We start from the raw sequence: 14,898 nt of genomic DNA on the forward strand, positions 1-14,898 counted from the left end.
GCTGGCCCGGCGAGAGGTTGGCTCAAGCGGCTGGCACCAGGCCGTAGGCCGCCAACTGCTCGACGCTGCCGCGATGCTGGATCAGCCGTGGGTCGTCCAGCGGCAGGCGCTGGCCCAGTTCGCTTTCGAGAATAGCCTGCAGCTTGGCGTTGTCGACCTTGCCATCGGCATTGATCGCCGGCTTGAGCTTGGCCGGGTCGATTTGTGCGCTCTTGCCGCCGGGGTAGTAGATGGCGCCGGTGGCGAAGTCGATACCGAAGGCGATCAGGCCGGGGATGACGTAGAACAGAATACCGATGGCGTCCATTGCCACAACGACGGGGTCGATCTTGCCTTCGATCTGACCGCGGCGGTCAGGGTAGAAGATGGTGCCGCAGGCCGTCATTTGGGTCAGCAGGGTGGCGATCAGGGCGCCGCCGATGACACGGGAAGGGATGCGCATGTGTTTCTCCGAAAATAGACACTACAAGGGGCGTGCATTCGCGCTCGCCTGAAGCTCAGACCATGATCGGGCCGGCTCGGTTCGCCGTTATACTCGGACGATTGTTCGAGGACCACCATGATTTCATTACCGATCGATGCTGTACTGCCCGACCTGCGCCAGGCGCTGGCCGCCCGTGACGAAGCGGTGCTCGAAGCGCCACCCGGCGCTGGCAAGACCACCCGCGTCCCCTTGGCACTGCTGGACGCGCCCTGGCTCGCCGGGCAGACCATCGTCATGCTCGAACCGCGTCGCCTGGCTGCACGCGCTGCGGCCGAACGGCTGGCCAGTGAACTGGGTGAGAAAGTCGGCGAAACGGTGGGTTACCGCATTCGCCTGGACAGCAAGGTCGGGCCGAAGACCCGTATCGAAGTGGTCACCGAAGGCATCCTCACCCGGCGCCTGCAGGCCGACCCCGGGCTTGAGGGCGTTGGGCTGCTGATATTCGATGAGTTTCACGAGCGCAGCCTCGACGCCGACCTGGCCTTGGCCCTGAGCCTCAACGGCCGCGCGCTGCTGCGCGACGAGCCGCTGAAAATTCTGCTGATGTCGGCCACCTTGGAGGGCGAGCGGCTCTCGAAACTGCTCGACGATGCGCCGGTGGTAAGCAGCCAGGGCCGCATGCACCCGGTGGATATCCAGTGGGGCCGCCCCTACCAGCCCGGCGAGTTCATCGAACCGCGCGTGGTGGAGTGCATACTGCAAGCGCTGGCCGAGCAGAGCGGCAGCGTGTTGGTGTTTCTGCCGGGCCAGGCCGAGATTCGCCGCGTGCACCAAGCGCTGCAAGAAAGCCTCGGCGAGCGCCCCGAGGTGTTGCTGTGCCCGCTGCATGGCGAGCTCGACCTCAACGCCCAGCGCGCCGCCATCGAACCTGCGCCCAAGGGCCTGCGCAAGGTGGTGCTGGCGACCAACATCGCCGAGACCAGCCTGACCATCGACGGCGTGCGCGTGGTTATCGACGCAGGCCTGGCGCGGGTGCCGCGCTTCGACCCCGGCAGCGGCATGACCCGCCTCGACACCCAGCGCATCTCACGCGCCAGTGCCACCCAGCGCGCCGGCCGTGCCGGGCGACTGGAGCCTGGGGTGTGCTACCGCCTGTGGTCTGAAGCCCAGCACGACCAACTGGCCGCCCATGGCAGCGCAGAGATGCTCCAGGCCGACCTCGCCGGGCTGGCGCTGCAACTGGCGCGCTGGGGCGTGACGCCGGATCAACTGAGCTGGCTCGACCAGCCGCCGACGGCCGCCTACGGCCAGGCCCAGGACCTGCTGGCCAGGCTCGGCGCCTTCAAGCCCGGCAGCCGCGACAACCTCAGTGCACACGGCCAGGCCATGGCCGAACTGCCCGCACACCCCCGCATCGCCCACTTGCTGCTGCGTGGCCAGGAGCTTGGCCTGGCGGACATGGCCTGCGACCTGGCCGCCTTGCTGGGCGAACGCGACATCCAGCGCGGCGGCGGTGCCGACCTGCACACTCGGCTGGCCCTGCTCAGCGGCGAAGGCAAAGTGGCGCGGGGCGGGCAGGGCGGGGTGCAGCGTGCCCGGCAGCTGGCGCGCCAGTACCGTGGGCAGCTGGGCGGCAAACCGCGTAACCCGGTTGCTGACCCCGACCACTCGCGCTGGCTCGGCGCCCTGCTGGCGCTGGCGTACCCCGACCGCGTGGCCCGGCAACGCCGCGAGGGCGGCGCAGAGTATCGCCTGGCCAATGGCCGCGCCGCGTTGTTCAGCGAAGCCGACGCATTGATGAAGCAGCCCTGGCTGGTAATCGCCGACCTGGGCAGCCGGCAGGGCCAGCGTGAAGAGCGTATCTACCTGGCGGCTGAGTTCGACCCGGCGCTGTTTGACGATGTACTGGCAGAGCAAGTCGAAACCCTCGACCTGCTCGACTGGGATGAGCGCGAGCAGGTGCTGCGCGCCGAGCGCCAGCGCAAGGTCGGCGAGCTGGTACTGAGCCGCGAGCCGCTGCCGGGGCTGGACGACGACGCCCGCGCCCGCGCGTTGCTGGGCCTGGTGCGGCGCAAAGGCCTGAACCTGCTGACCTGGACCCCAGAGCTGCGCCAGTGGCAGGCGCGGGTCGCGCTGCTGCGCGAGTTGGACCTGCAAAAAAACGGCGCCAGCGAGTGGCCGGACCTAGGCGACGAAGCGCTGCTCGCCAGCCTGGAAGACTGGTTGCAGCCGTACCTGGGCAAAGTCTCGCGGCTTAGCCACTTTGCGGCGCTCGATTTGCCATCGCTGTTGCGCAACCTGTTGCCCTGGCCGTTGCCGCAGCGCCTGGACGAACTGGCCCCGGTGCACCTGAGCGTACCGTCGGGTTCGAACATTCGCCTGGACTACAGCGAGCAGCCGCCGATTCTGGCCGTGCGCCTGCAAGAGCTGTTCGGCCTGGCCGACACCCCGCGCATTGCTGGCGGACGCCAGCAGGTGAAGCTGCACCTGTTGTCGCCGGCTCGCCGGCCGGTGCAGGTGACCCAGGACCTGGCCAACTTCTGGCGCACCACGTATGCCGAGGTGAAGAAGGACCTGAAAGGGCGGTATCCGAAGCATTACTGGCCGGATGACCCGCTGGTGGCGGAGGCCACAGCCCGGGCCAAGCCACGGGGGACTTAGGCTTCAGGAGGGGGCTGAGGCACACTTCTGTGCAGGCTTGTTCCGGCCTCATCGCAGGCTATCGCCAGCTCCCACAGAGCTCGCCCATCTTCATATCGACGCCGTCTACGCGGTCAGTGCAGGAGCGGCCTTGTGTCGCGAAAGGGCTGCGAAGCAGCCCCAGGATCTGAGCAACCACCAGAATCGCTGGGGCTGCTTCGCAGCCCTTTCGCGACACAAGGCCGCTCCTACACAATCAAAAGCGACTTGCCCGAAACCATAGAATCTCCCACAGAGACTGCGCACAGTCGCAAAACTGAGGCTTTGCCCAGATCCTGTGGGAGCTGGCGACAGCCTGCGATGAGGCCAGTACAGGCTTGTATAAAACCATGAGCCTGCGACAACGTCACAACCGCAAAACCCCAAGCACCGGCAAATGATCGGAAATCTGCAAGGTATCCTCCTGCAACACCTGCGCCTGCTGGCGCAGCAAGCGCGGGCTGTGCAGCAGGTAATCCAGCGTCCGGTCCGGCGCGCTGACGGCCGGGTCGTTGGGGAAATGGGTCAGCCATGCGCTGCGCTCGGCGCCGCCGGCTTCGGCGTTGCTGGGGATCATCGGGTATTTGTCCCACAGCAGATGCAAGTCGCTGTCAGCCGGGTAATTGCCACGCATGGCTGGCGGCAGGCGCCGGTACTGGCCTAGCGGCAACAGGTTGAAATCGCCGCCGATCAGCCAGGGCGTGCCTTGGGTTTCCAGGCGGTCGAGCACCTTGGCTACATGCCGTACCTGGCGCAGTTGCAAGTCGCTGCCCGGCTGGAAAGCCGAAAGCTGGGTGTTGAGCACGGCCAGGCGGGTGCCGTCGCTGATCGGCAGATAGCTCACCAGCAGCGCTGGCTGGCGCTCGCGCAGGCGGGCCAGGGCGCCGTCGGCGGCGTTGGGCAGTTGCAGGCGTTCGGCCTTGGCAATCGGGTAGCGGCTCAAGGTGGCGAGCGTGCGGCCTACGCTGCCGAAGATGTGCCGGTCTGGCACAAAGCCTGATTGCCAGTCATACGCCTGCACGCTGCAGGGGTACAGGTCGGCCAGGCGTTCGCGCAGCAGGGCCAGCTGGTCCTGGTAACCGGTGGCCTTGGCATCGCGGTCCAGTTCCTGCAGCAGGACGATATCGGGCTGTTCGGCGCGGATCACCCGGGCGACTTCGTCGAGGTTGAAGGCCAGGTCTTCGGCGCTTGGGCGGGTGTCGCTGCCACGGCCCTGGTCGTACCAGAACACATAGCGCTTGCCGGCCAGGTACTGCACGTTCCAGCTCATCACCTTCAGCGACTGGCCCGGCGTCAGCGGCGCGGGGCCGCCTTGGCAGGCGACGGGCAGGGTTTCACGCGGGGCGGGCTGCCAGCCAAGGTGGTCGGCCAGCAACCACAGGGCGGTGAGCAGCAGGAGCATAAACAGCAAGGCATTGCGCAGTAAGCGGATCATTGGCTCGGCTTGTCGGGGCAGGTGCCGCCAGCATAACCGAGCCGTTCGTCGGGCTGCCAGTCAGGCGCTGGTTTCGCTTTCAAGCAGCATGAACAGCCGGTACAGCACCACGGTGCTGAACAACTGCAGGAAGCCGCTGAGGCTGTCCAAGGCCAGTTGCACACCCGGTTGCGGGTCGGGGAACACTGTCAGCAGCAGGCCGTCGATCAGCCACAGCGGCGCCAGCACGGCGAGCATGCACACCATGATGCGCATGAAGTGCCCGGTGGTCATGCGCGAGCTGGTGCGCATGGCCTCCAGCACCGGCAGCCCGCGCAGCACCAGCAGGTACTCGGCAAACACCAGGTTGACCATCACCCACACGCCCGGAAGCAGGAACAGCGCCAGCCCCGCCATGATCAGCAGCGAGCTGACCAGAATCAGCACGGTCAGCGTCGGCCACAATTGCACGGCGCGGGCGAACAGGTCGCGCTTGGCGATGTGCTGGCCGTTGCTGCGGGTGTCGAGGTAAAGAATCAGTGCGGCGCTGTACAGCGGGTAGAACACCAGGCTCACCAGCATGCCGTAGCCCGGCGAGGCCTGTTCGCCCATCTGGCGGTACAGCACCTGTGTGCACAGCGCTTCGAGCACTACCAGCGGCAGGCACAGTTGCAGGATGCTCGCCAGGTGGCGCTGGAAGAAGTGCAGGGAGTCGCGCAGAACGCTAAGCGGATTCATCGGTAACATCGCAGTCAGGAAAAACCGGGCATAACTTTAGCCCAGACCGCCGCGATGCTGAAAAAACTTTCATCGCCCTTTCAATTGATTCGCCCCGCCCCGCGCCCCATCTTTGACGCTGTCCGATGTCCTGTTCAGCGTACGAGGTTGTCCCGATGAACACTGATGAACAAACCCTGATCGACGGCCTGTTCAGCCGCCTCAAACAAGCCGAAGACCCCGCCCAGCCACGCGATGCCCAGGCCCAGGCGCGTATCGAAGAGCACCTGCGCCAGCAGCCGGCAGCGCCGTACTACATGGCCCAGGCGATTCTGGTGCAGGAAGCGGCGCTCAAGCGCCTGGACGAACAGAACAAGCAACTCGAAGCCGAGCTCAAGCAGGCCCGCGCCACCGCCCCGGCCGGCAACAGTGGCGGTGGGTTTCTGTCCGGGCTGTTCGGCGGTGGTACACGCACCCCTGAGCCGCAGCGCCCACCTGCCCCTGGCGGTGGCTGGCGCGACCCGGCACCGCAGCCCTACGCGCCACCGCAACCTGCGCCCAGCGCCGGCAGCAGCTTCATGGGCGGCGCCATGAAGACCGCCGCCGGGGTGGCTGGGGGTGTGTTGCTGGCGCAGGGCATCAGCAGCTTGTTCGGCCACCATTCGCAGCCCGAGGAAGTGGTGGAGGTGTTCCACGATGCACCAGGCCAGCAGGGCGGCTGGAATGACCAAGGGGCCATGAGCGACACCGACTACAGCAGTGACGACGGCGGGTTTTTCTCCGACGACGACTACGTCTGAGGCCTCTGGCATACTGCCGGGCTTACCCAACGCGCCGGGGCGCAAGCCCGCCCCCGGTTGCGTCAGCAGACCCACAGGTGGCCAACTTGAAAAAAATCGCGCTGTTTGCCGACGTGCAGAACCTCTATTACACGGTTCGCCAGGGCCACGGCTGCCATTTCAACTACGCCGCACTGTGGGCCGACGTCAGCCGTGAAGGGCAAATCGTCGAAGCGCTGGCCTACGCCATCGACCGTGGCGACAGCAAGCAACAGCAGTTTCAGCAGATTTTGCGCAACCTGGGTTTCGAGGTGCGCCTCAAGCCCTATATACAGCGCGCCGACGGTTCGGCCAAGGGCGACTGGGACGTGGGCATCACCTTGGATGTGATCGAGGCTGCCGCGCGGGTAGACATTGTGGTGCTGGCCTCCGGTGACGGTGATTTCGACCTGCTGCTGGAGCGGGCGATGCAGCGCTATGGCGTCGAAACCGTGGTGTATGGCGTGCCGGGGCTCACCGCGCTGTCGGTGATTCGCGCCGCCAGCCGCTATGTGCCGATCGAGGGCAAGTTGCTGCTGCGTCACTGAGTGGCAACTCGGTGTAAACTTGCCGGCTTCGCTGAACCCCCCGACGGTATTGCCATGAATTTCGCCCAACTCGGCCTGATCGAACCGCTGCTGCGTACCTTGCAGAAGCTCGACTACACCACCCCAACCCCGGTCCAGGCCAAGGCCATCCCCGCCGTGCTCGCCGGCCGCGACCTGATGGCTGCGGCCCAGACCGGCACCGGCAAGACCGCAGGCTTTGCCCTGCCGGTGTTGCAGCGCCTGGCCCTGGAGGGCGAGAAAGTAGCGCCCAACTCGGTGCGCGCGCTGGTGCTGGTGCCTACCCGTGAGCTGGCCGAGCAGGTGCACGCCAACGTGCGCGAGTATGCCGAAGAGCTGCCGGTATCCACTTATGCGGTGTATGGCGGGGTCAGCATCAACCCTCAGATGATGCGCCTGCGCCGGGGTGTCGACATTCTGGTGGCAACGCCAGGCCGGCTGCTCGACCTGTTCCGCCAGAAAGCCGTCAAGTTTGGCCAGGTGCAGATGCTGGTGCTGGATGAAGCCGACCGCATGCTCGACCTGGGCTTTGCCGAAGAGCTGCAGGCGGTGTACGCAGCGCTGCCGCGCAAGCGCCAGACGCTGCTGTTTTCGGCGACCTTCTCCGAGCAGATCCGCATGTTGGCGGGGCTGGCGCTGAACGACCCGTTGAGCATCGAAGTCAGCCCGCGCAACACCACGGCCAGCACCGTCAAGCAGTGGCTGGTAACGGTGGATAAAAAGCGCAAGGCCGACCTGTTCTGCCATTTGCTGCGCAAGCAGCGCTGGACCCAGGTGCTGGTGTTCGCCAAGACCCGCAACGGGGTCGACCAACTGGTCGAGCGCCTGCTGGCCGAGGGCATCAACGCCGACGGTATTCACGGCGACCGCCCACAAGCTACGCGCCAGCGTGCGCTGGATACCTTCAAGCTGCGCGAAATCCAGGTGCTGGTGGCCACCGATGTGGCGGCCCGTGGCCTGGATATCGACGACTTGCCGCTGGTGGTCAACCTCGACCTGCCGATCGTTGCCGAAGACTACGTGCACCGCATTGGCCGTACCGGCCGTGCGGGCAACAAGGGCGAGGCGATTTCGTTGGTGTGTGCCGATGAGGTGCAGTTGCTGGCCTCGATCGAAACGTTGATCCGCCAGCAGTTGCCGCGCCATGAAGAGCCGGACTTCATCCCCGAGCACCGCGTGCCGCAGATCGATGCCAGCGGGCAGGTGGTGAAGAAGGCCAAGAAGCCGAAGAAGCCCAAAGAAAACAGCGCCAAGCGCGGTTTGGGGCGCTGGATGGACAACGCCGATTCAGCCCCGGCGGCGCCTGCGGTCAAGGCCGTGCGCAAGGTGCCGAGCTTTGGCGGCAAGCCGGCCAAGCGTAAGCCGTGAGTGGGCGTCTGCGGGCTTTAGGAATGTCGCTTTTGATCGTGTAGGAGCGGCCTTGTGTCGCGATGGGGCGCGCAGCGGCCCCAGCGATTTTGCGTATAGCCGCGATTTCAGGGCCGCTGCGCGCCCCATCGCGGCACAAGGCCGCTCCTACAGGGGGCCGCGTCAGCTGCGGTAGTGATGTCGGGTCAGCCCAGCACCCACTCGGCAGCGGCTTCACCAGCCTTGCGCCCGCTGGCAAAACACGCGGTGAGCAAATACCCCCCGGTCGGCGCCTCCCAGTCGAGCATCTCGCCGGCACAGAACACCCCCGGCAGCGTACGCACCATCAACCCGTCATCCAACCCTTCAAAGCGCACCCCGCCCGCACTGCTGATCGCCTCATCCAGCGGCCGCGTGCGCACCAGCTCGATCGGCAGCGCCTTGATGGCCGCCGCCAGGCGCGCTGGGTCGGCGAAGGTCGCCGCATCGGTCAGCTCACGCAGCAGCGCAGCTTTTACCCCGTCGATACCCAGTTGCCCATGCAGATGCTTGGCCATCGACCGCGACCCTCGCGGTTTGGCCAACGCCTGGGCTATCTTGTCCACAGGCCGGTCAGGCAACAGGTCGAGCAGCAAGGTGCCATGCCCGTCCCGGTTGATCGCCTCGCGCACCGCCGCAGACCAGGCATACACCAGGCTGCCCTCGACACCTTGCGCGGTCAGAATGAACTCACCCTTGCGCGGCGCGGCGCCGGGCACGCTCAAGGCGATGTTCTTCAGCGGAGCGCCGGCAAACCTGGCGGTCAGCACCTCGCTCCAGCCGGCCACCTCGAAACCACAGTTGCTCGGCTGCAACGCCGAGATATCCACACCCCGCTCAGCCAGCATCGGCACCCAGGCGCCATCGGACCCCAACCGCGCCCAACTGCCGCCGCCCAAGGCCAGTATCACGGCATCGGCGTGCACGCTCAGTTCGCCTTGTGGATAACTGATGCGCAGCGCCCCCTCTGCACCCCAGCCGAGCCAACGGTGGCGCGTGTGGATAACTACGCCGCTGTCGCGCAGGCGCTTGAGCCAGGCGCGCAGCAGTGGCGCGGCTTTCATGTCGCGGGGGAATACCCGGCCCGAGGTGCCGACGAAGGTTTCAACGCCCAGGCCGTGAATCCACTGGCGTAGCGTGTCGGCATCGAAGCCGCGCAGCAGCGCGTCGACCTCGCCCTGGCGCTGGCCATAACGGCTGACGAACGCCGGGTAGGGCTCGGAGTGGGTAATGTTCATGCCGCCGACCCCGGCCAGCAGGAACTTGCGGCCCACCGACGGCATGGCGTCGAACACTTGCACCGCTACACCCCGCAGGGCCAGGGCCTCGGCGGCCATCAGGCCAGCGGGGCCGGCGCCGATAACAGCGACGACAGGGCGTGGGGCAGGGCGGGTATCGGTCATGGCGGGCAGCAGGCTGTGGACAAGGCCGCGCATTCTACCCCAGCGGGCTGTGCACAACCACTGGTCAAAAAATGATCAGCTTTGCGCAGGCCACGCCGTTAAAGGCCTGGCGAGGCTTTCGCGCAGGTTATCCACAGGCGGTTCCACAGTCATTGTGAACAACCCATGACCCGCGCCGCACTGTGGTGAAGGATGCCATGGCGCCGCGCCAGCGCTTCGCGGTCCTTGCTGTAGCCGCCGCCGATCACACCCATTACCGGGATATCGCGGCCAAGGCATTGGCGCAGCACCTGCTCATCGCGGGCGGCAAGGCCCTGGTCGGTCAGTTGCAGGTAGCCCAGGGCATCGTCCTTGTGCACATCGACGCCGGCGTCGTACAGCACAAGGTCGGGCTGGTACAGCGGCAGCAGGTAATTAAGGGTGTCCTCGACCACTTTCAGGTAGGCGCTGTCGTCCATGCCGCGTGGCAAGGGGATATCCCAGTCACTTTGGGCCTTGCGCGCCGGGAAGTTCTGCTCGCAGTGCAGCGACACGGTGATCGCCTCGGGGGTGTCGTGGAGGATGCGCGCCGTGCCGTCGCCCTGGTGCACGTCGCAATCGAAGATCAGCACCCGCTGTACCCGCCCCGCTTCGAGCAGGTAGCGGCTGATCACCGCCAGGTCATTGAAGATGCAGAACCCGGCCGGGTGGTCGTAGTGGGCGTGGTGGGTACCGCCGGCCAAGTGGCAGGCAACGCCGTGCTGCAAGGCCAGCTCTGCGGTCAGTAGCGAGCCACCAACCGCGCGCACCGTGCGCCGGGCCAGCGCTTCGCTCCACGGCAGGCCGAGGCGGCGCTGGTCTTCGCGGGACAGCTCGCCGTTCATGTAGCGCTCGATATAGCCGCGGTCGTGGGCCAGGGCGAGGATATCGTTGGGGCAGATTTGCGGGCGCAGCAACGCCGCGTCCGTGGTCAGCCCGCTGTCGACCAAGTGGTCGCGCAGCAAGCGGAACTTGTCCATCGGGAAACGGTGGTCGGCGGGGAACTCGGGGCTGTAGTCGTCGTGGTAGATCAGCGGCAGGGGCATGGCGGTATCAAAGTCAGGGCCTGCGCTGATCTTGCCAGTTTTCCTCAGCCGCTGCCGAGGGCAGATGGCCTCAGTTGGCGGTGCTGGCCAGTACCCGCTGCCACTGCGGCTCGTTCATGCGCCCAAGAATCCGCGCCTTGCCGTTGCCGTCCACCGACACGAACAGCGCGCTGGCATAGCCGCTTTCGCGTTCACCGCCGGGCACACCTTGCTGGCGCGCGAAGTGGTCGATGCAGCCGTTGTGGGTCACCAGCACCAGGTTGTGCCCGGCACGTTTGTGCGCCAGGGCTTCGCTGGGGAACTGCGCGTCGCAGGTTTCCAGCCACTGGGCGCTCTCGGCCTCCTGGCCAAGCAGGTAGTGCGCCGTTTGGCGGGTGCGCAGTTTGGGGCTGTCGAGCATGTCGGCCTCGGCCAGGCCCAGGCGCTGCAAGCCCTGGCCGACGCGTGCAGCCGCCTGGCTGCCGGCCACGGTGATACCGGTGCTGTCATCCAGGCATGGCCCCGGCGCGCTGTCGCAACGTTCGGCGTGGCGGATCATCACCAGCACCGCGCCGTTTTTCCACGCTTGCAGCAGGCCGCTGTTGTTCAGTTGTTGCTCGTTTCCAAGGTCCACGATGTGAGTCCTCGTCGCTAGCCAGGCGGCCAACCCGGCCAGCACGATCACCATTGCCAAGGCCCATGGCTGCGGGCGGCGGCGCACGGTGCGCGGCGGGTTGTCCAGTGTGAGTGAAAGCATCTGTCGCTCCGATGGCAGTGCGGCGTCGACGTGTGGCCGCTGTATTTGCCGGCATTTTGCGAAGCTGGCTGTAGGAGGCCGGTGAACGGGGTGTGAAAAATCCATCGTGGCCTACAGCGAAGGGTGAAATTTCATTCATCCGCCTACGCTGTACACTGGCAGACCGCCTTTTCGGAGCCACCCGATGACCCCTATCCCCGTACTGGAAAGCGCTCGCCTGGTACTGCGCCAGTGGCATGACGACGACCTCACCGAGTTCGCCGCGCTGTGCGCCGACCCGCAGGTGATGCGCTACTTCCCAGCGCCCATGACGCGCCTGGAAACGGCGGCGCTGATCGGCCGTATTCGTGGCCATTTCAACGAATTCGGCTACGGCCTGTGGGCGCTGGAGCGCAAGGACACTGGCGCGTTCATCGGCATGACGGGCCTGCTCAATGTCGACTTCGACGCACCCTTTGGCCCTGCGGTGGAAATCAGCTGGCGCCTGGCTCGGCGCCATTGGGGGCTGGGCTTTGCCAGCGAGGCGGCGTGGACCTGCCTGCGCTGCGCCTTCGCCCAGTTGCAGTTGGAGGAGGTGGTGTCGTTCACCACCGAGGGCAACCTGCCTTCACAAAAGGTGATGCAGGCCATTGGCATGCAGCAGGATGTCGAAGGCAGCTTCGAGCACCCACGCCTGCCGGCCGGCCACCCGCTGCGCCCGCATGTGCTGTACCGCATCGACCGTAGCCACTGGCAGCAGACCCTGCGCGCCTGAATGCGTGGCTATCGACGGGCCGAATGACAAACCCTGTATCATCTGCGCCTTGGAAACACGCTGATTTGCCTTGCCAGGAGAACCTTTAAATGAGCCATGTGCTGGACGACCTCGTCGACCTGTTGAGCCTCGAACCCATCGAAGAAAACCTGTTCCGCGGCCGCAGCCAGGACCTGGGCTTCCGCCAGTTGTACGGCGGCCAGGTGCTTGGCCAGTCGCTGTCAGCGGCCAGCCAGACCGTTGAAGACGCCCGCCATGTGCATTCGCTGCACGGCTACTTCCTGCGCCCCGGCGATGCCAGCATGCCGGTGGTGTATTCGGTCGACCGCGTGCGCGATGGCGGCAGCTTCAGCACCCGCCGCGTCACCGCCATCCAGAAAGGCCAGCCGATCTTCACCTGCAGCGCGTCGTTCCAGTACGATGAAGGCGGCTTCGAGCACCAGGCGCAAATGCCTGATGTGGTCGGCCCGGAAAACCTGCCCAGCGAAGTGGAGCTGGCGCGCGCCATGGCCGAGCATCTGCCCGAGCGCATCCGCGACAAGATGCTGTGCCGCAAGCCGATCGAGATCCGCCCGGTGACCGAGCGCGACCCGTTCAACCCAAAGCCGGGTGACCCGGTCAAGTACACCTGGTTCCGCGCCGACGGCAACCTTGCCGATACCCCGGCGTTGCATAAGTACCTGCTGGCCTACGCCTCGGATTTCGGCCTGCTGACCACCGCACTGCTGCCGCATGGCAAATCGGTGTGGCAGAAGGACATGCAGATCGCCAGCCTCGACCACTCGCTGTGGTTCCACCAGAACCTGCGCGCAGACGAATGGCTGCTGTACGCCACCGACAGCCCGTGGGCCGGCAATGCCCGTGGTTTCTGCCGCGGCAGTATCTTCAACCGCGCCGGGCAACTGGTGGCCTCGTCCAGCCAGGAAGGCCTGATTCGCCACCGCAAGGACTGGGCATGAACCTCGCCGCGATCCGCCATTGGGTGTTCGACATGGATGGCACGCTGACGGTCGCGGTGCATGATTTTGCAGCCATCCGCGAGGCGCTCGACATCCCCGCCGACGACGACATCCTGACCCACCTGGCCGCGCTGCCGGCGGCGCAAGCGGCGGCCAAGCATGCCTGGCTGCTGGAGCACGAACGTGACCTGGCGGTAGCCTCGAAGGCGGCAGACGGGGCGGTGGAGCTGGTGCGTGAACTGGCGGCGCGCGGCTGCCGGCTGGCGATCCTGACCCGCAATGCGCGCGAGCTGGCGCATGTGACGCTTGAGGCGATTGGCCTGGCTGACTGCTTCCCGGTCGAGCACGTGCTTGGCCGTGACGAGGCGGCGCCCAAGCCTGACCCGGATGGCCTGTTGCAGATTGCCCAGGCCTGGGGCGTGGCACCTGCGCAGATGGTGATGGTGGGTGATTACCGCTTTGACCTGGACTGCGGGCGTGCTGCTGGCACGCGCACGGTGCTGGTGAACCTGCCAGACAACCCGTGGCCGGAGCTGGCCGACTGGCATGCAGCCGATTGCCGAGCGCTGCAGGCGCTGCTGGCCTGATTCCCACGCTGGCCGTGCTCAACCGCAACATGGCTGGTTGGACCCAATTCTGTGGGAAATGATGGAGAGTCGTGGCGAGCGGGCTTGTCCCGCGTTGGGCTGCGCAGCAGCCCTGAAAACCACAGGGGCTGCTGCGCAGCCCAACGCGGGACAAGCCCGCTCGCCACAAAGGAGCCCGCCACAAGGAGATATGTCTGGCGGCAACAGGTTTGTACAAAACCATAGAAATCTCCCACAGGTATCTGGGCCAGACCTCAAGGTTGTGGATGTACGCGGTTCTCTGTGGGAGATCACCCAGCCCTTCCGGGCTGCGCTGTCGCGCAGAGAACTGGGCACCGTGGGAGCGGGCTTGCCCCGCGATGCGATGTTGGCAGTGCTATCGCTATCGCGGGGCAAGCCCGCTCCCACGTTATCCATGTAAATCATATAGTTAGCGTTTGTTCTATGAGAGCTGGCGACAGCCTGCGATGAGGCTGGGCCTGCTATGCATCAGTCCGGCACCAGCCGGTCGCGGCTGTTGGACAGGTGCAGGCAGATCGCCGCCCGGGCGGCATCCGGGTCTTGCCGGCGGATGGCGTTCAAAATGGCCTCGTGTTCAAGGTTGGCCAGGTACGCCTGCCTTGCCAGCCGCGCCCCGGCGCGCGCTTCCATGCCCAGGCGGTTGCGCGGGATCAGCCCGTTGCCCAACTGCCCCATCATCTCGCTGAAATACAGGTTTCCCGTCGCCTCGGCAATCAACAGGTGAAAGCGCCGGTCCGCCTCGATACAACTGTCGCCCGCCGCCGCCAGGTCCTGGTAGTCATCCAGCGCCTGGCGCATGCGCAGCAGGTGCTCGTCGCTGCGGCGCATCGCCGCCAGCGCCGCGGCCTGCCCCTCAAGGCCAATACGCAGCTCCAGCAGGTCGCGTACGCTGGCGGCGTTCTCCGCACCCACCCGCAGCCCGGCATGGGGCAGGCGCTCCATGACAAAAGTACCAATGCCATGGCGCGGCTCCACCAGCCCGGAAGCCTGCAACTTGGACAGCGCTTCGCGCACCACGGTACGGCTGACGCCGTGCTCACGCACCAGGGTGTTTTCCGAGGGGAGTTTGTCGCCGGCCTTGAAGGTGCCCAGCAAAATTTGCTGGGTCAGGCTGGAAACCAGATCGTGGGCGCGGCTATGGCTGCGGGGTTTGGCGGGCTGGGTCATGGCGTTGCACCTGGCAAATCAACTTGTACGACAAGTTAATCGATACAACTTTTTTTGCTCGAATTTTGCCTGCCGGGTTTATTCAAGGTTTAACACTTGGCCGCGTGATCGCCACACTATCGTGGTTTTACAGCTTGTATTTTGCCATTTAAGCGAATTTACAGGGCTTGTCGTACAACTGCGCCAAGCCTATGCTCCGTCCC

At 65.8% G+C, this 14,898-nt stretch carries 14 protein-coding genes; 7 read left to right on the top strand and 7 right to left on the bottom strand.

Annotated features, from left to right (window positions below; all coding sequences use genetic code 11):
- Window positions 1–22 precede the first annotated feature (22 nt).
- Window positions 23–442 carry a periplasmic Zn2+ metallochaperone PmcY gene (pmcY, locus tag HU719_RS15330; protein WP_186519192.1) on the bottom strand — a complete coding sequence of 140 codons (420 nt, stop codon included), beginning with the start codon at window positions 440–442 and terminating at the stop codon, window positions 23–25.
- Between the two features lie 117 nt (window positions 443–559).
- On the opposite strand from pmcY, the gene hrpB reads away from it, so the two are divergent.
- The gene (gene hrpB, locus HU719_RS15335) at window positions 560–3,085 is read left to right on the top strand and encodes an ATP-dependent helicase HrpB (RefSeq protein ID WP_186534759.1); all 2,526 of its coding nucleotides are present in this window, start codon (window positions 560–562) and stop codon (window positions 3,083–3,085) included.
- A 385-nt stretch (window positions 3,086–3,470) separates the two neighbouring features.
- On the opposite strand, the gene HU719_RS15340 is transcribed toward hrpB, so the two are convergent.
- Together HU719_RS15340 and HU719_RS15345 are read right to left on the bottom strand one after the other, a co-directional pair.
- Window positions 3,471–4,538 carry an endonuclease/exonuclease/phosphatase family protein gene (locus HU719_RS15340; protein ID WP_186537405.1) on the bottom strand — a complete coding sequence of 356 codons (1,068 nt, stop codon included), beginning with the start codon at window positions 4,536–4,538 and terminating at the stop codon, window positions 3,471–3,473.
- Window positions 4,539–4,598: 60 nt separating this feature from the next.
- Window positions 4,599–5,255 carry a YciC family protein gene (locus HU719_RS15345; RefSeq protein ID WP_186537406.1) on the bottom strand — a complete coding sequence of 219 codons (657 nt, stop codon included), beginning with the start codon at window positions 5,253–5,255 and terminating at the stop codon, window positions 4,599–4,601.
- A gap of 155 nt (window positions 5,256–5,410) precedes the next feature.
- On the opposite strand from HU719_RS15345, the gene HU719_RS15350 reads away from it, so the two are divergent.
- The 3 genes from HU719_RS15350 (at window position 5,411) to rhlE1 (ending at window position 7,986) form a co-directional block, all read left to right on the top strand.
- The gene (locus HU719_RS15350) at window positions 5,411–6,034 is read left to right on the top strand and encodes a DUF2076 domain-containing protein (protein ID WP_186537407.1); all 624 of its coding nucleotides are present in this window, start codon (window positions 5,411–5,413) and stop codon (window positions 6,032–6,034) included.
- 86 nt (window positions 6,035–6,120) lie between these two features.
- A complete protein-coding gene (locus HU719_RS15355; RefSeq protein ID WP_186537408.1) occupies window positions 6,121–6,600 on the top strand; it encodes an NYN domain-containing protein in 480 nt (159 codons plus the stop codon).
- Window positions 6,601–6,654: 54 nt separating this feature from the next.
- Window positions 6,655–7,986: an RNA helicase RhlE1 gene (gene rhlE1, locus HU719_RS15360; RefSeq protein WP_186519205.1), complete on the top strand. Its 1,332-nt coding sequence runs from the start codon at window positions 6,655–6,657 to the stop codon at window positions 7,984–7,986.
- 185 nt (window positions 7,987–8,171) lie between these two features.
- Here rhlE1 and HU719_RS15365 read toward each other — a convergent pair whose 3' ends face one another.
- From HU719_RS15365 to pmrG, 3 genes are all read right to left on the bottom strand, one after another.
- On the bottom strand, window positions 8,172–9,407 hold the full coding sequence (locus HU719_RS15365; RefSeq protein WP_186537412.1) for a TIGR03862 family flavoprotein: 1,236 nt from the start codon (window positions 9,405–9,407) through the stop codon (window positions 8,172–8,174).
- A gap of 149 nt (window positions 9,408–9,556) precedes the next feature.
- Complete coding sequence (locus HU719_RS15370) at window positions 9,557–10,471, bottom strand: histone deacetylase family protein (protein WP_186537409.1); 915 nt, start codon at window positions 10,469–10,471, stop codon at window positions 9,557–9,559.
- A gap of 70 nt (window positions 10,472–10,541) precedes the next feature.
- Window positions 10,542–11,207, bottom strand: coding sequence for a lipopolysaccharide core heptose(II)-phosphate phosphatase PmrG (gene pmrG / locus HU719_RS15375; RefSeq protein ID WP_189660053.1), 666 nt, complete (start codon window positions 11,205–11,207; stop codon window positions 10,542–10,544).
- Window positions 11,208–11,391: 184 nt separating this feature from the next.
- Between pmrG and HU719_RS15380 the strand changes: the two genes are divergently transcribed.
- From HU719_RS15380 to HU719_RS15390, 3 genes are all read left to right on the top strand, one after another.
- Complete coding sequence (locus HU719_RS15380) at window positions 11,392–11,961, top strand: GNAT family N-acetyltransferase (RefSeq protein WP_186537410.1); 570 nt, start codon at window positions 11,392–11,394, stop codon at window positions 11,959–11,961.
- Window positions 11,962–12,050: 89 nt separating this feature from the next.
- Window positions 12,051–12,920 (top strand): acyl-CoA thioesterase II, encoded by an 870-nt coding sequence (tesB, locus tag HU719_RS15385; protein WP_186519211.1) that lies wholly within the window; start codon window positions 12,051–12,053, stop codon window positions 12,918–12,920.
- Complete coding sequence (locus HU719_RS15390; protein WP_186537411.1) at window positions 12,917–13,507, top strand: HAD family hydrolase; 591 nt, start codon at window positions 12,917–12,919, stop codon at window positions 13,505–13,507. Before tesB ends, HU719_RS15390 begins: the two co-directional genes overlap by 4 nt.
- Window positions 13,508–13,996: 489 nt before the next feature.
- Here the strand turns inward: HU719_RS15390 and HU719_RS15395 are convergent, their stop codons facing one another.
- On the bottom strand, window positions 13,997–14,695 hold the full coding sequence (locus HU719_RS15395) for a FadR/GntR family transcriptional regulator (protein ID WP_186523579.1): 699 nt from the start codon (window positions 14,693–14,695) through the stop codon (window positions 13,997–13,999).
- Window positions 14,696–14,898: the final 203 nt, after the last annotated feature.

This window comes from Pseudomonas farsensis, assembly GCF_014268805.2.
Classification (GTDB): domain Bacteria; phylum Pseudomonadota; class Gammaproteobacteria; order Pseudomonadales; family Pseudomonadaceae; genus Aquipseudomonas; species Aquipseudomonas farsensis.